This window comes from Streptomyces sp. NPDC043861 (assembly GCF_056435905.1).
The window spans coordinates 384,856-411,798 of record NZ_JBWKDP010000003.1 but is presented as its reverse complement, the minus strand read 5'-3'; the positions used below and the strand labels follow the sequence as shown (position 1 = coordinate 411,798).

Below are 26,943 nucleotides of genomic sequence, written 5' to 3'. Positions count from 1 at the left end.
ATGCCCGACCAGTCCCAGCAGCCCCACCAGCAATCTCAGCAACTGCATTCACAGCAACCTGTGCTGCAGTTGCGGCAACTGACCCGTGTCCACGGCAGCGGTGCCACCGAGGTGCACGCACTGCGCGGCGTCGACCTCGATGTGTACCCGGGTGAACTCGTCGCCGTCATGGGCCCGTCCGGCTCCGGCAAGTCCACGCTGCTCACCATCGCCGGCGGACTCGACATTCCGACTTCCGGTCAGGTGATCGTGGAGGACACGGACATCACCACCGCCGACCGCAAGACGCTGGCCGCTCTGCGCCGCCGCAGCATCGGCTACGTCTTCCAGGACTACAACCTGATTCCCGCCCTCACCGCGGCCGAGAACATCGCCCTGCCGCGCGAGCTCGACGGCACCTCGGCCCGCAAGGCACGCACCGAGGCCCTCGCCGCGCTGGAGGAGATGAGCCTGGCCCATCTGGCCGACCGCTTCCCGGACGAGATGTCCGGTGGTCAGCAGCAGCGTGTGGCGATCGCCCGCGCACTGGTCGGCGACCGCCGTCTTGTGCTCGCCGACGAGCCCACGGGAGCCCTGGACTCGGAGACCGGCGAGTCCGTGCTCGCCCTGCTGCGCACCCGTTGCGACGCCGGCGCCGCGGGCATCCTCGTCACCCATGAGCCGCGTTTCGCGGCCTGGGCCGACCGGGTCGTCTTCCTGCGTGACGGCGCGGTCGTCGACCAGACCTTCCGCAGCGACGCGGAATCCCTGCTGACCGGGCAGGCGGCCGAACAGTGACGAACTGGTACCACTCCTGGCGGGCCGCCATACGTATCGCCCGCCGTGATGCCTGGCGCGCCAAGGGACGCAGCTTTCTCGTCCTGGCGATGATCGCCCTGCCGATCCTCGGCGTCAGTGCCGCCGATCTGACCCTGCGCAGCGCCGAGCTCTCGACCGAGCAGAGCCTCGAGCGTAAGCTCGGCGCAGCCGACGCCAGGCTGTCGGACCCCAATCTCGGCGGGACGCCCGTCCTCCAGGACCCGGAAGGCAGCAACTACGCCCCGGCAGGCAACTTCGGCGACAGAGGTTGGCCCGAGGGCGCGACGGACGTCGGAAAAGCCCTTCCACCGGGCGCGAAGTCGCTCGAGGATTCGACGGGTTCCGGCAAGCTGCGCACCGCGCACGGTCTGCTGAACACCGAAATCCGTGAGCTCACGGCCACGGACCCGATGACCACCGGCATGATGACACTCATCGAGGGCCGGTTCCCCAAGGGGCCCGGCGAGCTTGCGGCGACGACGCATTTCCTCGAGTCCAGCGGGCTGGGTGTCGGTTCCAAGGTCGCGGCGCGGGGACTGAACCGCGAGTACACGATCGTCGGCTCGTACGAGCTGCCCGATTCACTCACCTCCGACCAGGTCAATGCGCTCCCAGGAGCACTGCTCGACCCGCTCGACAAGGCGCTGAAGGCAGACGACCTGCCGGGCGTCGAAAAGAGCACGACCTATCTGGTGACCGTTTCCGGCGGTTTCACGTGGAACATGGTCAGTGAGGCCAATACCAAGGGTGTCCTGGTGGTTTCGCGGGCCGTTCAGCTCGATCCGCCCGCCGACTCGGAGGTGCCCCTCTACCGGACAGACGACTGGGGCAGCTACGAGGAGAGCACGGGCGCACAGGCGGCAGCGCTCGCCGCGATCGGCACCGTCGTCGGCCTCGCCATGCTCGAGATCTGCCTGCTGGCCGGACCCGCCTTCGCCGTGGGCGCCCGGCGTTCGCGCCGTCAGCTGGGACTCGTCGGCGCCAACGGCGGCGACCGCCGTCATATCCGCGCCATCGTTCTGGCAGGCGGCCTGGTGATCGGCTTCATGGCCGCAGTCGTGGGCACGGTCCTCGGCCTCGTCCTGACCTTCGCCCTGCGTCCGCTGCTCGAGGGCTACATGGGTGCCCGCTTCGGCAGCTTCGACATCCGGCCTCTGGAACTGCTCGGTATCGGGCTGCTCGCGGTCATGACAGGCCTGCTGGCGGCGGTCGTCCCCGCCATCACCGCCTCCCGGCAGACCGTTCTGGCCTCACTCACGGGTCGCAGGGGCATCCGCCGCAGCAGCCGTGTGCTCCCCGTGGTCGGCCTGGTCGCGGTGCTGCTCGGCGCGGCGACAGCGCTGTACGGGTCCCTGTTCTCCGACGAGTTCCTCATCGTGGCGGGTGGCAGCGCGATCGCCGAGCTCGGCGTGGTGGCCCTGACGCCGGCGCTGGTGGGGCTCTTCGGCCGGGCCGGCCGCTGGATGCCGCTCTCACCCCGGCTCGCGCTGCGCGACGCCGTACGCAACCGGGGCCGTACGGCTCCCGCGGTGGCCGCGGTACTGGCCGCTGTCGCCGGGACCGTCGCCGTGGCCACCTACGCGGCAAGCAGTGACGCCCAGGACGCGGCCGAATACCGGGCGCAGCTGCCGAGCGGCGGAGTGTCCCTGATGATCGACGAGCCCGGGGGCCGGGACGTCGCCCAGGCCCGCGCGGCGGTGCAGAAGTATCTGCCGGTGGATGTACGGGCGGATGTGGATCGCATCACCGTAGGCAAGAAGCAGTGCACGATCTACGCAGGCACCGACGGCTGCGGCCGCTACGAGATCGTCGTGCCGAAGCAGAACCAGTGCCCGCTGTGGCCGAGCGCACCCGGGACCGGCGATCCGGCGGAGAAGTTCACCGAGGCCCAGCGCCGGGCCCTCGCCAAGGACTGGCGCTGCCGGGAAGACCGGCGGACCGTCTATGCCGATGTCGATGTGGTCGTCGGTGACGCACATCTGCTGAAGGCCCTCGCCATCGAGGACCCGGCAGCCGGGAAGGCCCTGGCCGACGGCAAGGTCGTCTCTCTCGACAAGCGCAAGATCGACAAGAGCGGCACCGTCGGGATCCGGCTGATCACCGATATCAGGGCCGCCGACAAGGCTGCGGAGGAGGGCAAGGAGTCGCCGGGCGAGATCAAGACGTTCCCCGCCTACCAGGTGCCCGAAAAGGTGCAGTCGTACGGCCTCACCTTGATCGTGCCCCCGGCGGCGGCCAAGGCGGCCGGCATCACCACGGTTCCGTTCGGGACGTACTACACGACCGACAGGGCGCCGACCACCGAGCAGCGGCAGAAGCTCGACGGTGAGCTCGACAAGTCGGGTGCGGATGCCACACTCCATATCGAGGAGGGCTACACCAGCAAGCACAGCATCGTGCTGCTGTCGCTGACGGTGTTCGCCGGGCTGATCACCATCGGTGCGGCCGGTATCGCCACCGGGCTCGCCCAGGCCGACGCCGAGGCGGACCTCAAGACGCTGGCTGCCGTGGGCGCCCCACCGAGGGTGCGGCGCACGCTGAGCGGTTTCCAGTGCGGTGTGGTGGCCGCGATGGGTGTGGTCCTGGGCTCCGCAACCGGTGTGCTGCCGGCGGTGGGGCTACGGCTGACCGAGCAGCGCGAGCGCATGAGGTTCTACGAGGAGGCACTCGGCGCCGGTTACGGGGTCGACGCGCCGCCGTACGTCCCGATCGTGCTCCCGTGGGAGACCCTGGCCGCCCTGCTCGTCGTGGTCCCGGTCGGCGCGGCTCTCCTCGCGGCCCTGGTCACGCGCTCCCGCGGGGCCCTGGCCCGCCGCGAGGCGACCTGACCGGCGGATTTCCCGGGTCTGTGGCCCCGTACGAGGGTGGATCACCCTCGTACGGGGGCACACCGTGTGGTGAAGCACATGTGCGAGAGAATGGACGGCATGGAGATGCCGAGGAATGAACGGTCGCCGGAGAGCCCCCATGTCCTCATCGTGGGACAGGACGGGATGGCGCTGGGCGGCGGTCAAGGTGACGACGAGTCGCGCGAGGTCCCGGTGACGGAAATGGTCGAACAGCCTGCGAAGGTCATGCGCATCGGCAGCATGATCAAGCAGTTGCTCGAGGAAGTGCGGGCGGCACCTCTGGACGAGGCCAGCCGTGTCAGGCTCAAGGAAATCCACAGGGGTTCGGTCAAGGAACTCGAGGACGGCCTCGCTCCGGAGCTCGTCGAGGAACTCGAGCGCCTCTCCTTGCCGTTCACCGACGACGCGATCCCCTCGGAAGCGGAACTGCGCATCGCCCAGGCCCAGTTGGTCGGATGGCTGGAGGGTCTGTTCCACGGTATCCAGACGGCGCTGTTCGCCCAGCAGATGGCGGCCCGCGCCCAGCTCGAGCAGATGCGTCGGGCGCTGCCGCCCGGCGCACCGCACGACGACGACGACGCACCCCACGGCGCCATCCGCTCGGGGCCGTACCTGTAAACGGAATCAGCCGGCAGGCGAAGCAGTCCGGGCCGGGTTCCCTCCGGGGAACCCGGCCCGGACTGCTTTCGGTCATGGCACCGTTGCGGTCGCCGGCTCCCGGGCGCCGCCCTGGAGCCGGTCAAGCGGTCCGGAACCCAGGCATGTTCGGGAGGCCAACCCGCCCGGCACCCGTGAAGCCGGCAAGCACGCCCCACAGCATGCACACGCCCGGCGAGCACGCCCGACGGCACCACATGCCCGGCACCGTGCCCTCCGGGGCACCCGCCTCGGCCACATGTGCGGCGACGCTGTTCAGCCGGCCTCAGGTGCCACCAGGATCACCTTGCCCACGTGTTCGCCCGACTCCAGCACCCGGTGTGCCTCGGCCGCCTCCTGCATCGGGAGGGTCCGGTCCACCACGGCCCGTACCGTCCCGGCCCCGACCAGGGGCCACACATGCTCCTGCACCGCTGTCACGATCGCTGCCTTCTCGTGCAGCGGCCGACCTCGCAGGGACGTCGCCGTGACCGCCGCGCGCTTGCCCAGCAGAGCCCCGAGATTCAGCTCGCCCTTCACCCCGCCCTGGAGCCCGATCACGGCGAGCCGCCCGTTCACGGCCAACGCCCTTACGTTCCGGTCCAGATACTTCGCACCGATGATGTCGAGGATCACGTCCGCTCCCGCGCCGCCCGTCGCCTTCCTGATCTCCTCCACGAAGTCCTGTTCGCGGTAGTCGATCAGGATGTCCGCGCCGAGCTCCGCACAGCGGCGCAGCTTCTCCGGCCCACCGGCGGTGACGGCCACCGTTGCACCCACCGCTTTCGCCAACTGGATCGCCATCGTGCCGATGCCGCTCGCACCGCCGTGCACCAGCAGTGTCTCGCCCGGCCGCAGATGAGCCACCATGAACACGTTGGACCACACCGTGCAGGTCACCTCGGGCAGCGCCGCCGCCGTGACCAGGTCCACATCCTCCGGCACCGGCAACAGCTGTCCGATGGGTACGGCCACCTTCTCCGCGTACCCGCCGCCCGCCAGCAGCCCGCAGACCTCGTCGCCGATGCTCCACCCGGAAACCCCGGGGCCGAGTCCGGCGACGCGTCCGGCGCACTCCAGCCCGGGGTACGGAGACGAGCCGGGCGGCGGGTCGTAAAAGCCCTGTCGCTGCAGCAGATCCGCGCGGTTGACTGCGCTTGCGACAACCTCGACGAGGACTTCGCCCTCGCCGGGCTCGGCATCGGGCACTTCCGCCCACACCAGAGCCTCGGGACCACCTGGTTCGGGAATCGTGATCGCATGCATGGCCGCGAGGCTACTCCGACCCGTCCGGCCCGTTAGTCAGCGGCGCCCGGCGTCAGCGCGTTGGTCGCCCGCACGATCGTGATCAGACGATCCGTCAACTGCAGGGGGCTGGCCTTGGGATCGTCGTAGCCGAGCAGCCGGTGCCCCCGCAGCACGCTCACCACCAGACTCTCGATCTCCCGGACGCTCTTGCCGACCTCGCTCTTGGTCACCGGTCGCTCGACGAGATCGAGCCCGCTGCCCTGCTGGATCAGGTCCTCCATCACCGCGCCCGCACTGGGGCTGAGCACGGACAGACCGAGCAGCCTGCCCGCCGCACTGGCACTGGTGATCACCGCATCGGCCCCGGACTGGCGCAGCAGCGGTGCGTTCTCCTCCTCGCGCACCGCAGCGACGATCTTCGCCCCTCGATTGAGCTGACGCGCGGTCAGCGCAACCAGTACCGCCGTGTCGTCGCGCTGTGTGGCGATGATGATCTGACGCGCCTTCTGCAACTCGGCCCGCACGAGCACATCGCTGCGGGTCGCATCGCCGACGACCCCCGCGAACCCGTCCACGGTGGCGGTCTCGATGACTTTGGAGCTCGGGTCGACGACGACGATCTGTTCCTTCTTCAGGCCGGTGGCGCACAGCGTCTGAATCGCCGAACGCCCCTTCGTCCCGAAGCCGACGACAACGGTGTGGTCACGCAAGGTGGCCCTCCAGCGGTTCAGTCGCCACTCGTCCCGGGTCCGCTCCGTGAGGACCTCGAGAGTGGTGCCGACCAGAATGATCAGAAAGAGCACGCGCAGCGGCGTCACCAGCAGCACATTGACCAGCCGCGCACTGTCGCTGTGCGGCACGATGTCGCCGTACCCCGTGGTGGAAAGGGTGACGGTGGCGTAGTAGACGGAGTCGAGGAAGGAGACCTTGCCATCGGCGTTGTCGTGGTAGCCGCCGGCATCGGCATAGACGATGAGCACGGTCGTCGTGAGCACCAGCAGTGCCAACAGCAGACGTTTGCCGACCTGCCGCAGCGGGCGCTCGACGATACGCCGCGGCATTCTCACCCGCGCCGTGACCAGCTGTTCGTCGGCTTGCCTGGCCATGGCGTCCTGGCCGGGAAGTTTCACGTGAAACACCCTTCGGTGGTCGGTGACCACGGCAGATCAAGGACCTCCAGCTCATCACCGGCACCAGCCCCGCCGGGCGGTACGACGGCAAGACCGTGCGCGGAAGCGATACCCCGCAGCATGGCCGGACCGCTGTAGTGCAGCGGAACGAGTTCCTCGCCGCGGCGCATCACCGGCACCAGCCGGGTGTCATGGGGATGACCTTGCACCTCGCCCCGTAGGGACGCGCGATACGGGGCCGGGGTTGCGGCCCGCCCGGACATTCCCCGCAGCAGTGGTTCGGCAAGCGTGACAAGCCCGGACACCGCGGCCAGCGGATTCCCGGGCAGCCCGACCAGATGGCGGCCGGGGGCGAGCCTTGCCAGCAGCATCGGATGCCCGGGGCGTACGGCGACACCGTCGACCATCAGCTCCGCTCCGGCCTTCAGCAGTACCGGATGGACATGGTCGACGGGCCCGGACGCCGTACCGCCGGTGGTGATGACGAGTTCCGCCTCCGATGTGACCACGGCACGGTGCAGCGCCTCGGCGTCATCACCGATACGTCGGGTGGTGAGAACCTCGGCGCCGAGAGCTCGGAGCCACGGTCCGATCATGGGGCCCAGGGCGTCCCGGATCAGGCCGTCATGAGGCAGTCCTTCGCTGAGCAACTCATCGCCGAGCACCAGCACGTCGACACGGGGCCGGCAAACGGTGAGCAGCTGGTCGTACCCCGCGGCAGCGGCGAGCCCGAGCACGGCGGGGCTCACCCGTGCTCCGGCCGGCACGAGTTGATCCCCGGAACGGCATTCCTGGCCGCGAGGTCTGATGTCCTGGCCATGAGGCACCGGACGCCGGGCGTGCAGACGATTGCTGTCGTCGGTCCGGGAGTGCTCACTGCGGACCACGGCCGTTGCACCGGGCGGAATCCGGGCGCCGGTGGCGATGCGTACCGCCGTGCCGTCGGCGAGCCCTTCCGGCTCGCCCTGCCCGGCGAGGATGCCGCTGCCGCCCTGCGCCACATTCCAGGGGCCCGGCCCGGAGACCGCCCACCCGTCCATGGCGGACGTGTCGAACGACGGCAGGTCGGTGAGGGCCGTCAGTGGCTCGGCGAGCACCTGCCCCAGGGCTCGGGCGAGCGGCTGCGTTCGGCTCGGGAGCGGAGTCGCATGGCCGGCGCGTTCCGCGCGTGAGCGAGCCTCGGCCCAGGGAGTCACCCGGTGCCGGGCGCTCGGCGCACCACCCGGTCCCGGCCGTCGCCCCACGAGAGCGAGAGCATCTTCGACGCCGTCGTCGGCTGCATCGGGGGGCGGGGCGGATTGACCCGCGGCATCGGTGGCGCGCCTGGCCGGGACGTCCGGCCCGCGCCCGTCGCCCGGACCTGCGCCGGGCCCTCCGGCCTCGCCGTGTCCGGCAACACCCGGAACATCGAGCCCATGGCCCTGCCCGGTCATCAGCTGCCGGCCCCGTCTTTCCGGCCTTCGTCGGCGTTGCCTTCGGCCTCCGCCGCCCACCGGTCGGCGAGTGCCGACGCCTTACGGGCCGCTTCGGCCACCGCCTGGGCGCTGTCGCCGCCCGCCCTGGCTGCCGCATAGCCGACCAGGAACGTGGTGAGCGGCGCAGCGGGCCGGGCTACACCGTGCGCGGCGTCCCGTGCGAGGTCGAGCAGGACGCCGGTGTCGACATCCAGCTCGATACCGAGTTCGTCCTTGACAGCAGTGATCCATTCATCCAGCACATTCCCATGCTCCCTGATCCGGGCACGTGCTGCGGCGACGTCTTCCCAGGTGTCGCAGTCAAAGGTGTCGACGGGCCCGGCCGCGACCCGGGCGAGCTCCAGCTCCTGCGTGAGCAGCCGAAGGGGCAGCCCGGCGAGTCCGCCGTACTCGGTGGCGACAAGAGCCAGCTCCCGGCGCAGTGGCTCGGTCCGGTAGGCCGCGACCAGTGGCTGGTCGCGGCCATCGCCGTCGGTGAGCAGGGCGGCTTCCTGCCCGCTGGTGTCCAGGGCTTCGAGCAGCCGTCGTACCGTCGTGTCGCCGAGGAACGGCAGATCCGCGGAGAGCACGAGAACGGTCCCCGCCCCCGTCCGCCGTACCCCGGCATCGAGCGCGGCCAGCGGCCCGCCGCCGGGCGGAGCCTCGCGCGTCCAGAGCACCGGGCGCGCGGTGGGCCGGCGGTCGCCCACGACGACGGTACGGCCGGCACCGCGACAGGCCGTGAGCACACGGTCGAGCAGTGACCGGCCGCCAATGCTCACCCCTGGCTTGTCCGCCCCGCCGAGGCGCTTGGCGGCGCCTCCGGCGAGCACGATCGCGTCGTACCCCGAATCCGCAGTCACCCCTGCAGTATGGGCCGTGATCACCCCTGCCGGACGGCCGGGGCTACAGCGTGCGCAGCAGCACCGCCGGGTTCTCCACGCAGTCGGCCACATACCGGAGGAAGCCGCCCGCCGTGCCGCCGTCGCACACCCGGTGGTCGAAGGTGAGCGAGAGCTGCACGACCTGCCGGACTGCGAGTTCGCCCTCGTGGACCCAGGGCTTGGGCATGATCCTCCCCACCCCGAGCATGGCGGCCTCCGGGTGGTTGATGATCGGCGTGGATCCGTCGACCCCGAACACTCCGTAGTTGTTGAGTGTGAAGGTGCCGCCGGTGAGATCCGCCGGGGTGAGGCTGCCCCGGCGGGCCACCTCGGTCAGCCGGGCGAACTCCTCGGTGAGCGACTCGGCCGTACGGCCATCGGCGTCCCGTACCACCGGGACGACCAGGCCGCGGTCGGTCTGGGCCGCGAAACCGAGATGCACCCCGGGAAGCCGCACGATCTCCCGGGCCGCCAGGTCGACGGTGGAGTTCAGCTCCGGGTAGCGGGCCAGGGCGGCCGTACAGATCCGGGCGAAGAGCGCGAGCAGCGAGATCTTCGGCCCGCCCGTCGCGTTCATCGCCCTGCGCGCGGCCATGAGCTCCGTCGCGTCCGCATCGACCCAGCAGGTCGCGTCCGGAATCTCACGTCGGCTGCGGGACAGCTTCTCGGCGACGGCGCCCCGAACCCCGCGCAGCGGGATCCGCTCGGCGCCCCCGGCGGCCGGTGCGCCCGTGAGGGCGGCCGCGGGTGCGGGCACCTCTGCCGGCGTCGTGGTGGGTGCGGGCTGCCGGGCCGGGGCAGGGGCGGCGAGGGATCTGACCGCGTTCTCCACGTCGACCCGCAGGATCAGCCCGTCGGGACCGGATCCGTGCAGCTCCCTCAGATCGACCCCGTTCTCCCTGGCCAGCTTCCGCACCAGGGGCGAGATCACCGCGACGGGTCCTTCGCCGCGAGGCGCGACCGCAGCGGCGGTGTGCTGTTCCCGGGCGATGGTCGCGACGGAGCTTCCGGGTCCCTCGCCGATGACCCCGTCGGGTGCCGGGCTCTCCACGGCGCTGTCCCACACGGGTTCCGGGAAGGCGTGCTCGTCGCCCGGCCGGGTGCCGGTCCCAGGCGCCGTAGGGCCTGCTTCGGCCGAAGAGCCTCCCACTCCTCCCGAGGCCGCATGGGAGACGGCACTCGCCGAGCCGGTGGTGTCGGCCGCGGGCTGTCCGGCGCGCGGGCCCGTCCCGCCGCCCGACCCTGCCCCCGACCCGCCCGACAGTGCTGTCGGGCGGATCCGGCGACGACGGGCCGCCGGGGCACCCGTGCCGTATCCCACCAGCACATTGCCGGAGACCTCGTCCCCGGAGGCAGCCGCGGCATCGGACCCCGTCGCCCCGGCATCCCCGGGCGCCGCGGGCTCGGACGCGCCCACGGCAACGGTCAGCAGGGGCGCTCCGACCGGCAGCTCCGTACCCTCGTCACCGAAGCGCGCGGTGACCACGCCCGCGTACGGGCACGGCACCTCGACCATCGCCTTGGCCGTCTCGACCTCCACGACCGGCTGGTCGATCGCGACGACATCGCCGACCGCGACGAGCCAGCGCACGATCTCCGCCTCGGTCAGTCCTTCACCGAGGTCGGGCAGCTTGAATTCGAGCACCTGGGCCATCAGCTGTCCGCCTCCCACTGAAGCCGGGCCACCGCATCCAGAATCCGGTCCACACCCGGAAGATGGTGCCGTTCCAGCATCGGCGGCGGATACGGAATGTCAAAACCCGCCACCCGCAGCACCGGTGCCTCCAGGTGATGGAAGCAGCGCTCGGTGACCCGGGCGGCGATCTCCCCTCCGGGGCCACCGAAACCGCTCGACTCATGGACGACGACGGCGCGGCCGGTGCGCCGTACCGACGCGCACACCGTCTCGTCGTCGAAGGGCACGAGCGAGCGCAGATCCACGACTTCGAGGTCCCAGCCCTCGGCCTGTGCCGCTTCGGCGGCCTCCAGACAGACCGGCACGGAAGGGCCGTAGGTGAGGAGCGTGGCGCTGCGCCCCCGACGCCTCACCACTGCACGCCCGATCGGTTCGACGGCGGTCGGCGCATCGGGCGACCAGTCGGACTTCGACCAGTAGAGCCTCTTCGGCTCGAGGAAGACCACCGGGTCGTCGGAGGCGATCGCCGCCCGCAGCAGGCCGTACGCGTCCTCGACGGTCGCGGGCGTGACCACATGAAGGCCGGGGGTGGCGATGTAGTACGCCTCGGAGGAGTCGCTGTGGTGCTCGACGCCGCCGATCCCGCCCCCGTAGGGGACACGAATCGTGATCGGCATCGGCATGGCCCCCCGGGTGCGGTTCCGCATCCGGGCGACATGGCTGATCAGCTGCTCGAACGCCGGGTAGGCAAAGGCGTCGAACTGCATCTCCACGACGGGCCGCAGTCCGTACATCGCCATGCCGACGGCCGTGCCGAGGATGCCCGCCTCGGCAAGTGGTGTGTCCGTGCAGCGGTCCTCGCCGAATTCCTTGGCGAGCCCGTCCGTGACCCGGAACACGCCTCCCAGCGTGCCGACGTCCTCACCCATGACATGGACGGACGGGTCCTCCGCCATCGCGTCGCGCATGGCCCGCTGGAGGGCCTGCGCCATCGTGGCGGGCTTGGTCTGCCTGGCAGTGGCCGTGCTCATCGTGCGCCACCCTCCGCACCGTGCGTGCCGTGCGCTCCCTCTGCGCCTTCGGCGTCCAGCTCGGCGCGCAACTGTGCGGCCTGCTCCCGAAGCTGGCTGGTCTGCTCGGCGTAGACATGCGCGAACAGGTCCATCGGTTCGAGCACCGGGTCGGCGTTCATCCGCTCCCTCAGCTGCGCGGCCATCGTCTCCGCGGCGTCGGCCGCCGCCCGTACGGTGTCGTCGTCGAGCAGTCCGCGCCCGGTCAGTTCCCCCTCGAGCAACCGGATCGGGTCGTGCTCGCGCCAGGCTTCCACCTCGCCGTCGCCCCGGTAACGGGTCGCGTCGTCCGCGTTGGTGTGGGCGTCCATGCGGTACGTGATGGCCTCGACAAGGGTCGGGCCCCCACCGCGCCGCGCCCGTGCGACCGCCTCGGTCAGCACCTCGTGCACTGCGGCGGCATCGTTCCCGTCGACGAGCCGGCCCGGCATTCCGTATCCGACCGCCTTGTGGGCGAGGGAGGGCGCGGCGGTCTGCTTGGCCAGCGGTACGGAGATCGCGAAGCCGTTGTTCTGCACGAGGAACACGACCGGGGCCTGCCACACGGCCGCGAAGTTGAGCGCCTCGTGGAAGTCGCCCTCGCTGGTGCCACCGTCGCCGACCATGGCGAGGGCGACGACGTCGTCGCCCTTGAGACGGGCCGCGTGCGCCAGACCCACCGCGTGCGGGAGCTGGGTGGCGAGCGGGGTGCACAGGGGCGCTATGCGGTGCTCACGGGGGTCGTACCCGGTGTGCCAGTCACCGCGCAGCAGCGTGAGGGCCTGGACGGGGTCGAGGCCGCGGGCGACGGCGGCAAGGGTGTCCCGGTAGCTGGGGAAGAGCCAGTCCCGCTCCTCCAGGACGAGTGCGGCCGCGACCTCACACGCCTCCTGGCCGGTGCTCGACGGATAGACGGCGAGCCTGCCCTGCTTGGTCAGCGCGGTCGCCTGTGCGTTGTACCTGCGGCCGCGCACCAGCTCGGCATACAGCCGCAGCAGCAGCTGGGGGTCGGCTCCGGCAGCCGCGTCCGTACCGAGTACGCGGTACGGCTCGGCGTCCGGCAGCAGCGGCGCGGGGTCCGTACGCGGCTTCCACGCCGGGGGCGGGGTGGGCCGGTAAGCGGCACCCGGCCGCTCCTGGACCGTCATGCTGCTCTTCTTCAACGCGAGCACCTCCTCGTGGGAGCGGGCATAAGGACCCGTGGAAGGGCGCGGAGTGTGAGGCGCCTCACCTACCGATTGTTCGGTCGTGAGGGCATTTTGGCTACAGGCACCTCCAGCCTGTGGACAAACGGTTCTCCAGGGCCTGGGATGGGAACAGGTCGTCCACGACAGAGAGGCGGGGGGACGTGACAGCTGAACAAATGGCCGACGGCGAGGACCGCACGCTCTACGAAGCCGTGCCCGGAGCCGCGCAGGGCCCGCCCCCACGCCCCCTGGATGCGATCGACCGCGACATCCTGCGCATCCTCCAGACGGACGGCCGCGCCTCGATACGGTCCGTGGCCGAGCGGGTGCACGTCTCCCGCGCCAATGCGTACGCCCGCATCAACCGGCTCATCGAGGACGGCGTGATCCGCGGCTTCAGTGCCCGCGTGAACCATGAGCGCGCCGGGCACGGCGCCTCCGCCTACATCACGCTCAAGATCGTGCAGAACTCCTGGCGGACGGTCCGCGAGCAGCTCCAGGCGCTGCCGGGTGCCGCGCACATCGCGCTGGTCAGCGGCGACTTCGACGTGCTGCTGCTGGTCCACACGCCGGACAACCGCACCCTCCGGGAACTCGTGCTGACCAAGCTCCAGTCGATCCCCGAAGTGCTCTCCACGCGCACGTTGCTGGTCTTCGAGGAAACCGACCTGGACCCGGACCCGACGCGCTGACACGGCAGGCACACCCGGTCTGCGGCCCGAAGCGGCAGGACCCCGGCCGATGCCGGCGGACAGCAGGCGGCGGACGCGCTACGGGGCCGTGCGCAGCCCGTCGAAGGCCAGCCGGACGACGGCGTCGGCCACCTGCTCCCGGTCGTAGCCGGAGCCTGCCTGCGGCCGGTACCACTCCACCAGGGAATTGACCATGCCGAACAGCAGCCGGGTCGCCAGCCGCATGTCCATGTCCGCCCTGAGATCGCCCTCTGCGGCCGCGGCCTTGAGCAGATCGGCGACCTTGTGGTCGAAGTCCCGGCGCCGCTCCATGGCCCAGCGCTCGGTCCTGGTGTTACCGCGCACCCGCAGCAGCAGCGTGACGTAGGGGAGCTCTGCCATCAGCACCTCGACGGTACGGCGGGTCACGTATTCGACCCGTTCGATGGCCCGCCCGCGCATTGCGCCCGGCTCGTCGAGGATTCCGAAGAGCCCGTCCAGCGCCCGGCTCACCGCTCGGCGGAGCAGCTCCTCCTTGCCCGCGACGTGGTGGTATATGGACGACTTGGAGATCCCGGCAGCCTTGGAGAGGTGCTCCATTGAGGTGCCGTCGTAACCACGCTCGTTGAAGACGCCGACTGCGACGGACAGCAGCGTCTCCGGGGTGTACGTGTCCCGCCGGGCCGTGGTCATGGGGCTGCCTCCTCCGATGCGGCCGCCGTGGCCGCGACATGCCTGCGCAAGCCCTGTGAAGGGGCGTAACGGCCGGCCGGATACTGATCGTGCAGATTCTCCAGGACCTCCAGCACCCATTCCGCGCCGAGCTCCTCGCCCCAGCCGACCGGCCCGCGCGGATAGCTGACGCCGAGGCGCATGGCGGTGTCGATGTCGCCGGCACCCGCCACCTCACGCGCGGCGGCGTCGTGCGCCACGTCCACCAGCATCGCGACGGTACGAGCGACGATCATGCCCGGGACATCGGCGATCACGCTCACCTGCTTGCCGAGCGCCTGGAAGAGGCCGACGGCCTCCTGGAGGGACCCCTCCGCCACCGTCACGGCGGGGGCGAGGGCGATCCGGCCCGCTGTCCGGTAGTCCAGCGCGAGATCGAAGTGGATCACCGGCATGTCGGCCTCGTCGGCCGCCGTGCCGTCGGCGAGGAAGAGCCGGGTACCGCCGGGCAGCTCGATCCAGCCGGGGAACCCGGGTACGGCATCCTCGCCGTACTCGACCCGGATACCCGCCTCCGCGATCAGCTCGGTCAGCACGGCGGCCTGGAAGAGGTCGCCCTGGACGGTGACGGACGCGGGTGCTTCCGCAGGTGCGGCCGTGTGCGGCTCGGGCCGCTCCGCCCCCGCCGTCCCTGCGTACGGGAACCAGCCCTGGCCCGATTTGCGGCCGAGGCGGCCCGACTCGACCAGACGGCGCTGGGCGAGCGAGGGCGTGAACTTCGGATCCTGGAAGAAGGACTCCCAGACCGAGCGCGTCACTGCCTCGTTGACGTCCTGCCCGATCAGATCGGTGAGCTCGAAGGGTCCCATCCTGAAGCCGCCCGACTCCCGCAGGACCGCGTCGATCGTCGCGGGATCGGCGCCTCGCTCCTCGTGGACCCGCAGCGCCTCGGCGTAGAAGGGGCGTGCCACCCGGTTGACGATGAACCCGGGCGTGTCGGCGCAGCGCACCGGAGTCTTGCCCCATGACCTGGCCGTCGCGTACGCGCGCACGGCCGCGGTCTCGTCGGTGGCGAAGCCGCTGACGACCTCGACGAGGGGAAGCAGCGGGGCCGGGTTGAAGAAGTGCAGCCCGACGAACCGTCCGGGCAACCGCAGGGCGCCCGCGATCGCCGTGACGGAGAGGGAGGAGGTGTTGGTGGCGAGGAGGCAGTCGTCGGCGACGATCTTCTCCAGCGCGGTGAACAGCTCCTGCTTCGCATCGAGCCGTTCGAGCACCGCCTCGACCACCAGCGCCGAGTCGGCGAGCTCGGCGAGGTCCACGGCGGGTTGCAGCCGCTCGCGCGCCGCGTCACGCTCCGCAGGGTCCATACGGCCCTTCTCGACCAGCCGGTCGAGACGCGCGGCGATCGCGTCCGCGGCCTGGGCGGCGCGCCCCGGGACGGCGTCGTGGAGGCGCACGCGGTGGCCCGCGACCAGCGCGACCTGGGCGATGCCCTGGCCCATGGTCCCGGTGCCCACGACGGCCACGGTGCGACCGGGTTCGACGGCAGCGGCGTCGGTCGCGCCGGACGGGCCGGTGACAGTGGCGTCGCCGGTGGAAGCGGCCTCGGTGGCGGTCATGGCTGTGATCCTCCCCTACGAGTTGTCCACAGGATCTGCGGACCCCCCTTGTCCCGACCGATCGTTCGGTTACTCTAACTCTGTCCGTGTTTCCCTGCCCAGCTCGACGAGGAGTTGGTCTTTCATGCAGCTCACCGAGACCCACCGGCCGACGCTCGACCAGGCTCTCGAGGCGATCCGCTCCCGGGCGTACTGGTCACCCCACCCGGAGCACCCCAAGGCGTACGGCGAGACCGGGGCGGCCGATGGCCTCGCGGCGTACCAGGCCCTGCTCGGCACTCGTTTCGAGCTCGACCAGCCCGGCACCGACGGCTGGACGGGGGGCGAAGTGTCGCCCTACGGCCCGGAGTTGGGTATCGAATATCCGCATCCGGACCTCGACGTCCTGCTGCCCGCGATGCGCGCGGGCATGGCAGCCTGGCGCGAGGCCGGGCCCGAGACCCGCGCCCTGGTCTGTGTGGAGATCCTGTCCAGGATCAGCGCCCGCACCCATGAGTTCGCGCATGCCGTCATGCACACGAGCGGCCAGGCGTTCATGATGGCGTTCCAGGCCGGCGGCCCCCACGCCCAGGACCGCGGCCTGGAGGCGGTGGCGTATGCGTACGAGGAGCAGATGCGCACGCCTGCTGCGGCCGACTGGTCCAAGCCGCAGGGCAAGCGCGACCCCCTGGAGCTCCGCAAGGCGTTCACAGCCGCTCCGCGCGGCATCTCGCTGCTGATCGGGTGCAACACCTTCCCGACGTGGAACGGCTATCCCGGCCTGTTCGCCTCCCTGGCCACCGGTAACCCCGTGCTGGTCAAGCCGCACCCCCGCGCCATCCTCCCGCTGGCGCTCACCGTGCGGGTCGCGCGCGAGGTGCTCAGCGAGGCCGGCTTCGACCCGAACCTGGTCGCGCTGGCCGCCGAGCGCCCGGGCGAGGGCATCGCGAAGACCCTCGCCGTGCGTCCCGAGATCAAGATCATCGACTACACGGGCTCCACGGCCTTCGGCGACTGGCTGGAGGCCAACGCCCGACAGGCCCAGGTCTACACGGAGAAGGCCGGCGTCAACACGGTCGTCGTCGACTCCACCGACAACTACAAGGGAATGCTGTCCAACCTGGCATTCTCCCTGTCGCTGTACAGCGGTCAGATGTGCACGACTCCGCAGAACCTGCTGGTTCCGCGCGACGGCATCACCACCGATGCGGGCCCGAAGTCGTACGACGAGGTCGTCGCCGACCTCAGCGCCGCGGTGGGCGGCCTCCTGGGTGACGACGCTCGGGCGAACGCCCTGCTGGGCGCCCTGGTCAACCCCGATGTGAAGGCCCGCCTGGAGGCGGCGGCCGGCCTGGGCGAGGTGGCCCTGGCCTCGCGCGAGGTCGCCAACCCCGAGTTCCCGGACGCCGTGGTGCGTACGCCGGTGATCGTCAAGCTGGACGGCGCCAAGCCCGACGACGAGGCGTCCTATCTGTCGGAGTGCTTCGGCCCCGTGTCGTTCGCGGTCGCGGTCGACTCGACGGCGGACGCGGTGGAGCTGCTGCGCCGCACCGTCCGCGACAAGGGCGCGATGACGGTCGGGGCGTACACCACCTCGGCGGATATCGAGCGCGCGGTGGAGGAGGTCTGTCTGGAGGAGTCCGCGCAGCTCTCGCTGAATCTGACCGGCGGGGTCTATGTGAACCAGACGGCGGCCTTCTCCGACTTCCATGGTTCCGGCGGCAACCCGGCGGCGAACGCCGCGCTGTGCGACGGCGCGTTCGTGGCGAACCGCTTCCGCGTGGTGGAGGTGCGCCGCCAGGCCTGACAGCACACGAGTGCCCGGCCCGCACCTCGCGTTCTGGATACGCGGGGCCGGGCCGGGCGCCTGTGTCGCCCACCGTTCTGTCCCCGGTGCTGCCGATGCGACCGGTGCGACCTGTGCGGCCCTGTCGGGTCGGGGCACCGCCCGGTCGTACCCGCCTCAGCCCGGTTCGCCCGAGATCTCCGCATGCCGCTGAATCCATGCGTGCATCGCGATCGCCGCGGCCGCCCCCGCGTTGATGGAGCGGGTCGAACCGAACTGGGCGATCGAGCACACCATGGCGGCATGCTCCCGTGCCTCCTCGGTCAGGCCCGGTCCCTCCTGCCCGAAGAGCAGTACGCATCGACGGGGCAGTGCCGTGCGCTCCAGCGGCACCGCGCCCGGCAGATTGTCGATCCCGATGACGGGCAGCTCCTCGGCAGCCGCCCACGCGGTCAGCGACTGCGTGTCGGCGTGGTGGCGCACATGCTGGTAACGGTCCGTGACCATCGCACCACGACGGTTCCAACGCCGCCGCCCCACGATATGGATCTCCTTCGCCAGAAAGGCATTGGCGGTCCGGACCACGGAACCGATGTTGAAGTCGTGGCCCCAGTTCTCCACGGCCACATGGAAATCATGACGCCGGGTGTCCAGGTCGGCGACGATCGCCTCCCGCGTCCAGTACCGGTAGCGGTCGACGACATTGCGCCGGTCCCCATGGGCCAGCAGCTCCGGGTCGTAGGGACCGCCCTCCGGCCACGGGCGCGGATGAGGACCTACGCCGACCTCGGGGCCGTAGCCCTCGTCGTACTGAACCGGTTCCTGGGTCTCGCTGCTCACCCGACGAGAGTACGTGCGGCCTGCTCCTCGGGCGCACTCCGCTGCTCGGGCACGTGCCGCCTCCGGTGGCGCAGGACCCGGTCCCGCCCCGTCGTGGCTCGGCTGCCGAGCCACAGGAGAAACGCCGTGGGCAGGAACACCGCGTCCGCGGCGATCATCGCGAGCGAGAAGAACGGCAGTCCCAGCAGCACGGCGATTCCGGCGTGCTCCAGCATCATCGCCACCAGCAGGACGTTCTTGACCTTGCGGTTGAAGAGCGTGAAGGGGAAGGCGACCTGCACGATCACCGTGCCGTAGGTCAGCAGCATCACGATCAGACCGCTGCCGGCCAGAATGCCGGAGAGCGCGGGCCAGGGCGTGAAGTAGTCGAGCTTGAGCGGGTAGTAGAGCGCACTGCCGTCCTGCCACCGCGAACCCTGGATCTTGTACCAGCCCGCTGTGGCGTAGATCAGACAGACCTCGGCCATGATCACGACAAGAGTGGCGTTGTGGGTCAGGTTGGTGAGGACATCGAGCAGCGTGCGCAACTCGCTGTTGCGGGCATGGCGGTTCACCGCCCACCACACACCCTGGGAGACCCACAGCCCCCAGAGAAGGGTGAGGACCCACCACTCCCCGCCGACGCGATCCAGAACCGTCCCCACGAGCAGGACCACGCCGAGCACCGACCACAGCACCGGGCCCACCAGGTCCCGTGTCCGCCCGGGCTCGGCCCGTGCGGCGTCACGCCGGAGGCGCCTGGCGTCCAGGGACCACACCTGACCGCATCGTGTGAGAACGAGATAGATCGCCATCAGGTGGATGACGTTGTCGCCGCCGTCGCCCATGAAGATGGATCGGTTCTGCAGCGACAGCACACCGATCATGAAGAGCACCGACATGGTGCGGGTCCGCCAGCCCAGCATCAGCAGCGCGCCGGAGAGCATGGCGGCGGCGTACATGGCCTCGAACCAGACCGTGCTGTCGGACCACATCATGGCGCTGAAGGCATGGTTGTTGGCGATCAGCTGCCGGGCCATGTCCCAGCCCCAGGGGCCCTCGGGCCCGTACAGCTCCCGGCGGTGCGGGAACTCGCGCAACAGGAAGAGCAGCCAGGTGGCCGAGAAGCCTATGCGGACGATGGCACTCTGGTACGGGCCCAGGGCAGTCGAGGTCACACGCTGTATGGCGTGCGCCAGCCTCCGCTCCGGGGCCCGGCGGGTCCGGATCGTATGGCTCCCCGGGGTCATGTGGTCTCCGAGGTTCCCGTGGTCGGGAGCGTCATGGTGCTCACGGCGGGGACGGGGGTCATGCTCACGGTCGGGGTTCGCCGCGTCGAGGGCCTGGTTCACTTGCCCGCCTCCGAGCTGCCTGCGCTGCCTGCGCCGTCGTTCCGGGCGCCCAGGGGCAGGTCCGCGGCGGTCACCTTCCACCAGGGGAGCACCCTGTAGTACGGCCGGGTGTCCGTCCTCTCCTTGCTCCACATCGGTGCCTTCACGGCCCGCGTGACGGACCGGAGCTGTATCCGCTCGACCTTGCCACCGAGGTCGTACTTCTCGAGCCGCAGCATCACGATCCGCCGGACATAGCGCTCGGAGAGCTGGCCGCGCAGGCCGTTCGGCCGGTTGTCGTCGGTGTGCGAGTTGGAGTAGAAGTCCCAGCCGCGGCGGAGTTCGTTCTGGTGGACGTGGCTGGGGAGGAGATTGCCGCGGATCGCTGCGCCGTCCTCGGCCGAGAGATCGATCCACTTGCCCGTCGTGCGGCCGCCGCCGGGATGCGCGATCTCGGCACGTGCCTGGACGCCTATGTTCTGCTGCAGCGGGTTGGGGGCGAAGAGCTTCCAGTTCTGCTCGAACTCGGGGTAGATCCACCCGTCGACGGCCTCGCCGTGCTGCTTGGTCACCGTGTTCGACGGCGCGACATGCAGAAAGATCATGGCCAGATGGGCACAGGCGAGAGCCCCGATGACCGCGAGGGCGACAGCCGCCACCACTTGGTAGGGGAGGGAGAGGCTCACTATGCCGCCCTGGGCGTCTCCGCCGCCCGCAGGCGCGTCGTCGCGCCTCGCGCTCCCGTTGCCGTACGAGTCCATCCCGCCCCGATCCCCATGGGTCTCTTCGGTCCACCGCGGTTATCCACAGGGTTGACACCTTACGGGCCCCAGACTCACCATTGAAGTCATTCAACCGAACGATCGGTCGGTAGGGGCCCAAGATGACGGCAGTGACTGCAGGGACAGCTGCGGCTACGGCACACCAGGCGCGGTTCGACGCTGCCGTGGCCGCGGACGAGCGCATCGAGCCGCGCGACTGGATGCCCGACGAGTACCGCGCCTCGCTGGTCCGCCAAATGGCCCAGCACGCGCATTCCGAGATCATCGGCATGCAGCCCGAGGCGAACTGGATCACGCGTGCACCCTCGCTGCGCCGCAAGGCGATCCTGATGGCCAAGGTGCAGGACGAAGCGGGCCACGGTCTGTACCTGTACAGCGCGGCGGAGACCCTCGGGACGAGTCGTGACGAGCTGCTCGACAAGCTCCACTCGGGTCGCCAGAAGTATTCGTCGATTTTCAACTACCCGACGCTGACCTGGGCCGACGTCGGCGCGATCGGCTGGCTGGTGGACGGCGCCGCGATCACGAACCAGGTGCCTCTGTGCCGCTGCTCCTACGGTCCCTACGCACGCGCGATGGTCCGGGTCTGCAAGGAGGAGTCCTTCCACCAGCGCCAGGGATACGAGCTGCTGCTGGCGCTCTCGCAGGGCACGCCCGCCCAGCACGAGATGGCGCAGGACGCGGTGAACCGCTGGTGGTGGCCGTCCCTGATGATGTTCGGTCCCCCGGACGACGCATCGGCGCACTCGGCGCAGTCCATGGCCTGGAAGATCAAGCGGCATTCGAACGACGAGCTGCGCCAGCGCTTCGTGGACATCTGTGTTCCGCAGGCGGAAACCCTGGGCCTGACCCTTCCGGACCCCGACCTCCGCTGGAACGAGGAGCGCGGTCACCACGACTTCGGCGCGATCGACTGGGACGAGTTCTGGCAGGTCCTGAAGGGCAATGGCCCCTGCAACGAACAGCGGATCACCCAGCGCCGCCGAGCCCATGAGGAAGGCGCCTGGGTCCGCGAGGCAGCTGCGGCGTACGCCGCAAAGGCGGCCGGATCCAGGGACGGGTCCCCGTCCGCTGCCGGCGGGAAGCGCGACGACGAGCGTATGGAGGCAACGGCATGAGCAGCTCGACCGACTGGCCGCTGTGGGAGGTGTTCGTACGCTCCCGGCGCGGGCTCTCCCACACCCACGCAGGCAGCCTGCACGCCCCGGACGCCGAGATGGCGCTGCGCAATGCCCGCGATCTCTACACCCGGCGCAACGAGGGCGTCTCCATCTGGGTGGTGCCGTCCACGGCCATCACCGCTTCCTCGCCGGACGAGAAGGACCCGTTCTTCGAGCCGTCGGCCGACAAGCCCTACCGTCACCCGACCTTCTACGACATCCCGGAAGGGGTGAAGCACCTGTGACCGCCGCACTCGCCCTGGGCGACGACGCGCTGGTGCTCTCGCATCGGCTGGGGGAGTGGGCGGGACACGCCCCGGTCCTGGAGGAAGAGGTCGCGCTGGCCAATATCGCTCTCGACTTGCTGGGACAGGCCCGAACCCTGCTGTCCCTCGTCGGCGACGAGGACGAGCTGGCGTACCTCCGCGAGGAGCGGGCCTTCCGCAATCTCCAGCTGGTCGAGCAGCCGAACGGCGACTTCGCGCACACCATCGCCCGGCAGCTCTTCTTCTCCACGTTCCAGCGGCTGCTGTTCGAACAGCTGGCGGCCGGCGACAGCGAATTCATGGGGCTCGCGGCAAAGGCGGTCAAGGAGGTCGCGTACCACCAGGACCATGCCGAGCAGTGGACCCTGAGGCTGGGCGACGGCACGGCCGAGAGCCATGAGCGGATGCAGCGGGGCTGCGACGCGCTGTGGCGTTTCACCGGCGAGATGTTCCAGCCGGTGGAGGGCCTGGACGTGGACTGGGACGCACTGCGTGCGGGCTGGCTGGCCTCGGTCACGGCCGTGATGCAGCGCGCGACGCTGGTCGTGCCGGATACGGCCGACACCGGCGGCTGGTCGGCAGGGGCAGGCCGGCAGGGGCTGCACACGGAGTCGTTCGGGCGGATGCTGGCCGAGATGCAGCATCTGCACCGCAGCCACCCGGGGGCGTCATGGTGACCGACACGCTCCTGGAAGCCGAGCTGCGCAGGCTCGCCGGGTCCGTGCCCGACCCGGAGCTGCCCGTGCTGACGCTGGAGGAGCTGGGTGTGCTCCGCGGGGTCCAGATCCTCGGGCCCGGCAGGGTCGAGGTCGAACTGACCCCCACCTACACCGGCTGCCCGGCCATCGAGGCAATGTCCTCGGACATCGAGCAGGTGCTCCATGAGCACGGCGTGGCCGAGGTGTCCGTCGTCAGGGTGCTGTCCCCCGCCTGGTCGACGGACGACATCAGCGCGGAGGGCCGGCGCAAGCTGGAGGAGTTCGGAATAGCCCCGCCGAGCCCGAGCCGAGCGGAAGGACCGGTCGCCCTCACCCTCACTGTGCGCTGCCCGCACTGCGGGTCCACGGACACGGAGCTGCTGAGCAGGTTCTCCTCCACCGCGTGCAAGGCTCTGCGCCGCTGCACGTCCTGCCTCGAACCGTTCGACCATTTCAAGGAGTTGTAGATGTTCCATCGGCTCCGCGTCACCGATGTCGAGCGGCTCACGGACGACTCGGTGGCCGTTACTCTCGCGGTCCCCGCCGAGCTGCACGACGCCTTCCGTCATGCGCCTGGCCAGCACATCACCGTCCGCCGCACGGGAGCGAACGGCGAGGAGATCCGGCGCACGTACTCGATCTGCACCCCGGCCACCGCCGCGGGCGAGGGTCCCGTTCTGCGCGTGGGGATCCGCCTGGTCGACGGCGGTGAGTTCTCGACGTACGCCCTCAAGGAGCTGGCCCCGGGGGACACGGTCGAGGCCATGCAGCCGATGGGCAGGTTCGTCCTGGAGCCACGACCCGGACACTTCGCGGCCATTGTCGGTGGCAGCGGCATCACCCCGGTGCTGTCCATCGCGAGCACCTTGCTGGCACGGGAGCCGGAAGCCCGGTTCTGTCTGATACGGAGCGACCGCACGGCGGCCTCCACGATGTTCCTGGAAGAGGTCGCCGACCTCAAGGACCGCTACCCGGACCGTTTTCAGCTGATCACCGTACTGTCCCGGGAGGAACAGCAGTCGGGCCTGCCTTCGGGCCGCCTCGACCAGGAGCGGCTGACCGGGCTGCTGCCCTCGCTGCTTCCGGTGTCGGAAGTGGACGGTTGGTTCCTCTGCGGACCGTTCGGTCTGGTCCAGGGCGCGGAGCGGGCGCTTCGTGGTCTGGGCGTGGACCGGAGTCGGATCCACGAGGAGATCTTCCATGTGGACGCGGCACCCGCCCCGGCTCCGCTCGCTGCACCGGCCCACAGCACGCTCAGCGCCACGCTCGACGGCCGCTCGGGCAAGTGGCCGGTCCAGGAAGGGGAATCACTGCTGGAGACCGTGCTGAGGGCTCGTTCCGATGCACCGTATGCCTGCAAGGGCGGCGTGTGCGGGACCTGCCGGGCGTTCCTGGTCTCGGGAGAGGTCCGTATGGACCGCAACTTCGCACTGGAGCAGGAGGAGACGGAAGCGGGCTATGTGCTGGCCTGCCAGTCGCACCCGGTGACTCCCGAAGTGGAGCTGGACTTCGACCGCTGACGGCGGTGGCTCTTCCGGTCTGCCATCGCCATTCCCTTCCGCTAGAACCTGTTCTATCTTGACGACCCGTCAGATCCAGGGGATCCGACGGATACGGACGGGCCGGTGCGCGGGAGGACAGGGCAGTGGACTTCACCTTCACCGAGGAGCAGCAGGCGGCCGTTGAGGCGGCGAAGGCGGTTTTCTCGGGCGTGACGCCCGATGGAGTGCCGAGCCCCGCGCTCTCAGCGGGCGCCGTGGCCCAGGAGTTCGACCGGCCGCTGTGGGCCAGGCTCGCCGAAACGGACCTGCTGAGTCTGGTGCTTGCGCCCGAGTACGGCGGGGCGGGTCTGGACGCCATCGCGCTCTGCCTGGTGCTGCGCGAGTCAGCGAAGGTGCTCGCTCGGGTGCCCTTGCTGGAGACGAGTGCCGTCGCGATGGCACTGCAGCGCTTCGGCAGCGCGGATCTCTGCGAGAGTCTCCTCCCCCGGATCGGGCGCGGCGAACTGGTGATCACCGTCGGAGCCAACGGCCGGACGGGCCATGACCCGGCCGAGCTTGCCGTCACCGCTCGCCGGGACGGCGACGTCTGGGTGCTCGACGGCGTCCAGACGGGATTGCCCTGGGCCCAGTGCGCCGACCTGATCGCCGTCCCTGCCCATACCGGTGACGGGCGGGCGGTGCTGGCCCTTGTGCCCCACGGCCACGAGGGTCTGGCCCTCGCCGAGCAGATCTCCACCAATGGCGAGCTGTTCGCCGAGGCCCGGCTCGACTCCGTACGGATCGAGAGCTCCGCGCTCATCGGAACCGAAGGGGCCTGGGAGTGGCTGCGCGGGCTGCTCGCCACCGGCACGTGTGCGCTGTCCCTCGGGCTGGGTGAACGTGTGCTGTCCATGTCGAGTGAGTACACGGGCAAGCGCGAGCAGTTCGGATTTCCCGTTGCGACCTTCCAGGCTGTGGCCGTCCAGGCGGCGGACCGCTACATCGATCTGCGCGCGATGGAGGCGACCCTCTGGCAGGCCGCCTGGCGGATCGCCTCCGACGCGGGTGGGGCGCTGCCGCCGTCCGGCGATATCGCGGTGGCGAAGACATGGGCGTCCGAAGGGGTCCGCCGCATCGTGCAGACCGCGCAGCATCTGCACGGCGGCTTCGGCGCCGACACCGACTACCCGCTCCACCGGTACCATGCCTGGGCCAAGCAGCTCGAGCTCTCGCTCGGTCCGGCGGCGGCCCATGAGGAGGCCCTGGGCGATCTGCTCGCCGCCCATCCGCTGGGCTGAGGAGCCTTCCGGGGGACCGGCACCCCGGGGCTGGGGGATTACAGCACGTATGCCGGGCGGCCGTCGTCGGTGACCATCGGGCGCCCGGCGGCCTCCCATGCCTGCATTCCGCCGTCGATGTTCACGGCGTCGATGCCCTGCTGCACCAGGTACTGGGTGACCTGGGCAGAGCGGCCGCCGACCCTGCACATCACATGCGCCCGGCGGCCCTCGGACACGGCCTCGGTGACCTCGCCGAAGCGGGCCACGAAGTCGCCGATCGGGATGTGCAGGGCCCCCTCGACATGACCGGCCGCCCACTCGTCGCCCTCACGGACGTCGAGGACCAGACCGTCGGCCGGGACGGACGCGGCGTCGATCGAGGGCAGCGTGGCGAAATTCATGGGTGATGGCCTTCTCTCGTGCCTAGGCGCTCGTACCGCTCTTGGGTGTACCGCGCATGACGGATGTTCCTGGAAACCTACTGCACCAGCTCGGCCAGCTCGGTCTCGCGCTGCGCGACCTGCGCCAGCAGTTGCTCCGCGATCTCGTCCAGCAGCCGGTCCGGGTCGTCCGGTGCCATCTTCAGCATCGCACCGATCGCACTGTCCTCCAGCTCGCCGGCGATGACCGTCAGCAGCTCCTTGCGCTGGGCCAGCCACTCCAGGCGGGCGTAGAGCGCCTCGCTCTCACTGAGCGTGGGGACCTCCGGCACCGGCCCGGCATCCCACTCCCGCGACAGTTCACGCAGAAGGGCCTCGTCCCCGCGTCCGTAGGCCGCGTTCACACGGGTGATGAACTCCTCCCGCCGGGCCCGTTCCTTCTCCTCCTGGGCCAGATCCGGGTGCACCTTGCGGGCGAGCTCCCGGTACAGCTTGCGGGCCTCCTCGCTGGGCCGCACCCGCTTCGGCGGCTGCACGGACTGGTCCGTCAGCATGGCCGCGGCCTCGGGCGGCAGACCGTCCGAGTCGACCCAGCCGTGGAACAGCTCGTCGACCCCGGGCATGGGCATCACCATGGCCCGGGCCTCCTGCGCCTTGCGCAGATCCTCGGGGTCCCCGGTGCGGGCGGCACGTGCCTCGGCGATCTGGGCGTCGAGCTCGTCGAGCCGGGAGTACATCGGGCCGAGTCTCTGATGGTGCAGCCGGGAGAAGTTCTCCACCTCGACCCGGAAGGTCTCCACCGCGATCTCGAACTCGATCAGCGCCTGCTCGGCGGCGCGGACGGCCCGCTCCAGCCGCGCCTCGGGCCGCTCACCGCCTGCCGCGCCCGAGCCCTGCCCGTCCGGTGTCTCCTGGCCGTTCGGTGCTTCCCGGTTGTCCGATGGTTCCTGGCTGTCCGGGGCTTCCTGAGCGCCGGACGCGCCCTTGTCACCCGGTACGCGCTGCTCGTCCACGCTGCTCTGCTTGTCCACGCAGTCGTCGTCCTGCTCGTCGTCGGTCCGGGTCGTCGGCGCCCCGGGAGGGTCCTCGGTCACCCGCCCAGCGTATGGCAGAGCACGGGCCGCCCGGGCTCGCCGGGCCTCCGT

The 26,943-nt window shown here is 70.4% G+C and carries 25 protein-coding genes; 11 read left to right on the top strand and 14 right to left on the bottom strand.

What is annotated here, in order from left to right; translation table 11 throughout:
- From AC068D_RS09510 to AC068D_RS09500, 3 genes are all read left to right on the top strand, one after another.
- Positions 1-777 (top strand): ABC transporter ATP-binding protein, encoded by a 777-nt coding sequence (locus AC068D_RS09510; RefSeq protein WP_478822377.1) that lies wholly within the window; start codon positions 1-3, stop codon positions 775-777.
- Positions 774-3,626, top strand: coding sequence for an ABC transporter permease (locus AC068D_RS09505; RefSeq protein WP_478822376.1), 2,853 nt, complete (start codon positions 774-776; stop codon positions 3,624-3,626). Before AC068D_RS09510 ends, AC068D_RS09505 begins: the two co-directional genes overlap by 4 nt.
- A gap of 99 nt (positions 3,627-3,725) precedes the next feature.
- Positions 3,726-4,265, top strand: a complete 540-nt coding sequence (locus AC068D_RS09500; protein ID WP_478822375.1) for a bacterial proteasome activator family protein — start codon at positions 3,726-3,728, stop codon at positions 4,263-4,265.
- 294 nt (positions 4,266-4,559) lie between these two features.
- Here AC068D_RS09500 and AC068D_RS09495 read toward each other — a convergent pair whose 3' ends face one another.
- Genes AC068D_RS09495 through pdhA form a run of 7 tightly spaced genes read right to left on the bottom strand, consistent with a single transcriptional unit; the run spans position 4,560 to position 12,832 of the window.
- Positions 4,560-5,549: an NAD(P)H-quinone oxidoreductase gene (locus tag AC068D_RS09495; protein WP_478822374.1), complete on the bottom strand. Its 990-nt coding sequence runs from the start codon at positions 5,547-5,549 to the stop codon at positions 4,560-4,562.
- 32 nt (positions 5,550-5,581) lie between these two features.
- Positions 5,582-6,637: a potassium channel family protein gene (locus AC068D_RS09490; RefSeq protein ID WP_478822614.1), complete on the bottom strand. Its 1,056-nt coding sequence runs from the start codon at positions 6,635-6,637 to the stop codon at positions 5,582-5,584.
- A gap of 20 nt (positions 6,638-6,657) precedes the next feature.
- The gene (locus AC068D_RS09485) at positions 6,658-8,094 is read right to left on the bottom strand and encodes a molybdopterin molybdotransferase MoeA (protein WP_478822373.1); all 1,437 of its coding nucleotides are present in this window, start codon (positions 8,092-8,094) and stop codon (positions 6,658-6,660) included.
- A complete protein-coding gene (locus AC068D_RS09480; protein ID WP_478822372.1) occupies positions 8,094-8,978 on the bottom strand; it encodes an NTP transferase domain-containing protein in 885 nt (294 codons plus the stop codon). The genes AC068D_RS09485 and AC068D_RS09480 overlap by 1 nt, the downstream gene beginning before the upstream one ends.
- Before the next feature lie 43 nt (positions 8,979-9,021).
- The gene (locus tag AC068D_RS09475; protein ID WP_478822371.1) at positions 9,022-10,653 is read right to left on the bottom strand and encodes a dihydrolipoamide acetyltransferase family protein; all 1,632 of its coding nucleotides are present in this window, start codon (positions 10,651-10,653) and stop codon (positions 9,022-9,024) included.
- Entirely contained in the window at positions 10,653-11,666 is a 1,014-nt protein-coding gene (locus AC068D_RS09470) for an alpha-ketoacid dehydrogenase subunit beta (protein ID WP_478822370.1), read from the bottom strand. Before AC068D_RS09470 ends, AC068D_RS09475 begins: the two co-directional genes overlap by 1 nt.
- Positions 11,663-12,832 carry a pyruvate dehydrogenase (acetyl-transferring) E1 component subunit alpha gene (gene pdhA, locus AC068D_RS09465; RefSeq protein WP_478822613.1) on the bottom strand — a complete coding sequence of 390 codons (1,170 nt, stop codon included), beginning with the start codon at positions 12,830-12,832 and terminating at the stop codon, positions 11,663-11,665. The genes AC068D_RS09470 and pdhA overlap by 4 nt, the downstream gene beginning before the upstream one ends.
- A gap of 215 nt (positions 12,833-13,047) precedes the next feature.
- Here pdhA and AC068D_RS09460 point away from each other — a divergent pair, with 215 nt between their 5' ends.
- Complete coding sequence (locus AC068D_RS09460) at positions 13,048-13,563, top strand: Lrp/AsnC family transcriptional regulator (RefSeq protein ID WP_478822612.1); 516 nt, start codon at positions 13,048-13,050, stop codon at positions 13,561-13,563.
- Positions 13,564-13,641: 78 nt separating this feature from the next.
- Here AC068D_RS09460 and AC068D_RS09455 read toward each other — a convergent pair whose 3' ends face one another.
- Together AC068D_RS09455 and AC068D_RS09450 are read right to left on the bottom strand one after the other, a co-directional pair.
- The gene (locus AC068D_RS09455) at positions 13,642-14,235 is read right to left on the bottom strand and encodes a TetR/AcrR family transcriptional regulator (protein ID WP_478822369.1); all 594 of its coding nucleotides are present in this window, start codon (positions 14,233-14,235) and stop codon (positions 13,642-13,644) included.
- Positions 14,232-15,836: a 3-hydroxyacyl-CoA dehydrogenase gene (locus tag AC068D_RS09450; protein ID WP_478822368.1), complete on the bottom strand. Its 1,605-nt coding sequence runs from the start codon at positions 15,834-15,836 to the stop codon at positions 14,232-14,234. The genes AC068D_RS09455 and AC068D_RS09450 overlap by 4 nt, the downstream gene beginning before the upstream one ends.
- Before the next feature lie 124 nt (positions 15,837-15,960).
- Here AC068D_RS09450 and paaN point away from each other — a divergent pair, with 124 nt between their 5' ends.
- On the top strand, positions 15,961-17,622 hold the full coding sequence (gene paaN, locus AC068D_RS09445; RefSeq protein WP_478822367.1) for a phenylacetic acid degradation protein PaaN: 1,662 nt from the start codon (positions 15,961-15,963) through the stop codon (positions 17,620-17,622).
- 156 nt (positions 17,623-17,778) lie between these two features.
- Here paaN and AC068D_RS09440 read toward each other — a convergent pair whose 3' ends face one another.
- From AC068D_RS09440 to AC068D_RS09430, 3 genes are all read right to left on the bottom strand, one after another.
- A complete protein-coding gene (locus AC068D_RS09440) occupies positions 17,779-18,441 on the bottom strand; it encodes a TrmH family RNA methyltransferase (protein WP_478822366.1) in 663 nt (220 codons plus the stop codon).
- A complete protein-coding gene (locus tag AC068D_RS09435; protein WP_478822611.1) occupies positions 18,438-19,670 on the bottom strand; it encodes an HTTM domain-containing protein in 1,233 nt (410 codons plus the stop codon). Before AC068D_RS09435 ends, AC068D_RS09440 begins: the two co-directional genes overlap by 4 nt.
- Positions 19,671-19,768: 98 nt before the next feature.
- On the bottom strand, positions 19,769-20,512 hold the full coding sequence (locus AC068D_RS09430; RefSeq protein WP_478822365.1) for a DUF5819 family protein: 744 nt from the start codon (positions 20,510-20,512) through the stop codon (positions 19,769-19,771).
- Between the two features lie 122 nt (positions 20,513-20,634).
- On the opposite strand from AC068D_RS09430, the gene paaA reads away from it, so the two are divergent.
- The 6 genes from paaA to AC068D_RS09400 all read left to right on the top strand — a co-directional run bounded on the left by paaA (position 20,635) and on the right by AC068D_RS09400 (position 25,436).
- The gene (paaA, locus tag AC068D_RS09425; RefSeq protein WP_478822364.1) at positions 20,635-21,651 is read left to right on the top strand and encodes a 1,2-phenylacetyl-CoA epoxidase subunit PaaA; all 1,017 of its coding nucleotides are present in this window, start codon (positions 20,635-20,637) and stop codon (positions 21,649-21,651) included.
- A complete protein-coding gene (gene paaB, locus AC068D_RS09420) occupies positions 21,648-21,938 on the top strand; it encodes a 1,2-phenylacetyl-CoA epoxidase subunit PaaB (RefSeq protein ID WP_478822363.1) in 291 nt (96 codons plus the stop codon). Before paaA ends, paaB begins: the two co-directional genes overlap by 4 nt.
- A complete protein-coding gene (gene paaC, locus AC068D_RS09415; protein ID WP_478822362.1) occupies positions 21,935-22,636 on the top strand; it encodes a 1,2-phenylacetyl-CoA epoxidase subunit PaaC in 702 nt (233 codons plus the stop codon). The genes paaB and paaC overlap by 4 nt, the downstream gene beginning before the upstream one ends.
- Positions 22,630-23,124, top strand: coding sequence for a 1,2-phenylacetyl-CoA epoxidase subunit PaaD (gene paaD / locus AC068D_RS09410; protein WP_478822361.1), 495 nt, complete (start codon positions 22,630-22,632; stop codon positions 23,122-23,124). The genes paaC and paaD overlap by 7 nt, the downstream gene beginning before the upstream one ends.
- Positions 23,125-24,177, top strand: coding sequence for a 2Fe-2S iron-sulfur cluster-binding protein (locus tag AC068D_RS09405; protein WP_478822360.1), 1,053 nt, complete (start codon positions 23,125-23,127; stop codon positions 24,175-24,177). It abuts the gene before it with no gap.
- A gap of 125 nt (positions 24,178-24,302) precedes the next feature.
- Positions 24,303-25,436, top strand: coding sequence for an acyl-CoA dehydrogenase family protein (locus AC068D_RS09400; RefSeq protein WP_478822359.1), 1,134 nt, complete (start codon positions 24,303-24,305; stop codon positions 25,434-25,436).
- Between the two features lie 38 nt (positions 25,437-25,474).
- Here the strand turns inward: AC068D_RS09400 and AC068D_RS09395 are convergent, their stop codons facing one another.
- Both AC068D_RS09395 and AC068D_RS09390 read right to left on the bottom strand, forming a co-directional pair.
- Positions 25,475-25,819, bottom strand: coding sequence for a rhodanese-like domain-containing protein (locus tag AC068D_RS09395; protein ID WP_478822358.1), 345 nt, complete (start codon positions 25,817-25,819; stop codon positions 25,475-25,477).
- A 77-nt stretch (positions 25,820-25,896) separates the two neighbouring features.
- Positions 25,897-26,892 carry a J domain-containing protein gene (locus AC068D_RS09390; protein WP_478822357.1) on the bottom strand — a complete coding sequence of 332 codons (996 nt, stop codon included), beginning with the start codon at positions 26,890-26,892 and terminating at the stop codon, positions 25,897-25,899.
- Between the last annotated feature and the right edge of the window lie 51 nt (positions 26,893-26,943).

Coding starts and splice junctions, on each gene's coding strand:
- AC068D_RS09435 (WP_478822611.1), bottom strand. CDS start 19,670: ATGACCCCGGGGAGCCATACGATCCGGACCCGCCGGGCCCCGGAGCGG.
- AC068D_RS09450 (WP_478822368.1), bottom strand. CDS start 15,836: ATGACCGCCACCGAGGCCGCTTCCACCGGCGACGCCACTGTCACCGGC.
- AC068D_RS09470 (WP_478822370.1), bottom strand. CDS start 11,666: ATGAGCACGGCCACTGCCAGGCAGACCAAGCCCGCCACGATGGCGCAG.
- AC068D_RS09395 (WP_478822358.1), bottom strand. CDS start 25,819: ATGAATTTCGCCACGCTGCCCTCGATCGACGCCGCGTCCGTCCCGGCC.
- AC068D_RS09495 (WP_478822374.1), bottom strand. CDS start 5,549: ATGCATGCGATCACGATTCCCGAACCAGGTGGTCCCGAGGCTCTGGTG.
- AC068D_RS09455 (WP_478822369.1), bottom strand. CDS start 14,235: ATGACCACGGCCCGGCGGGACACGTACACCCCGGAGACGCTGCTGTCC.
- AC068D_RS09460 (WP_478822612.1), top strand. CDS start 13,048: ATGGCCGACGGCGAGGACCGCACGCTCTACGAAGCCGTGCCCGGAGCC.
- paaA (WP_478822364.1), top strand. CDS start 20,635: ATGACGGCAGTGACTGCAGGGACAGCTGCGGCTACGGCACACCAGGCG.
- AC068D_RS09405 (WP_478822360.1), top strand. CDS start 23,125: ATGTTCCATCGGCTCCGCGTCACCGATGTCGAGCGGCTCACGGACGAC.
- pdhA (WP_478822613.1), bottom strand. CDS start 12,832: ATGACGGTCCAGGAGCGGCCGGGTGCCGCTTACCGGCCCACCCCGCCC.
- AC068D_RS09510 (WP_478822377.1), top strand. CDS start 1: ATGCCCGACCAGTCCCAGCAGCCCCACCAGCAATCTCAGCAACTGCAT.
- AC068D_RS09490 (WP_478822614.1), bottom strand. CDS start 6,637: ATGGCCAGGCAAGCCGACGAACAGCTGGTCACGGCGCGGGTGAGAATG.
- AC068D_RS09475 (WP_478822371.1), bottom strand. CDS start 10,653: ATGGCCCAGGTGCTCGAATTCAAGCTGCCCGACCTCGGTGAAGGACTG.
- paaD (WP_478822361.1), top strand. CDS start 22,630: ATGGTGACCGACACGCTCCTGGAAGCCGAGCTGCGCAGGCTCGCCGGG.
- AC068D_RS09430 (WP_478822365.1), bottom strand. CDS start 20,512: ATGGACTCGTACGGCAACGGGAGCGCGAGGCGCGACGACGCGCCTGCG.
- paaN (WP_478822367.1), top strand. CDS start 15,961: ATGCAGCTCACCGAGACCCACCGGCCGACGCTCGACCAGGCTCTCGAG.
- paaB (WP_478822363.1), top strand. CDS start 21,648: ATGAGCAGCTCGACCGACTGGCCGCTGTGGGAGGTGTTCGTACGCTCC.
- AC068D_RS09485 (WP_478822373.1), bottom strand. CDS start 8,094: ATGACCGGGCAGGGCCATGGGCTCGATGTTCCGGGTGTTGCCGGACAC.
- AC068D_RS09500 (WP_478822375.1), top strand. CDS start 3,726: ATGGAGATGCCGAGGAATGAACGGTCGCCGGAGAGCCCCCATGTCCTC.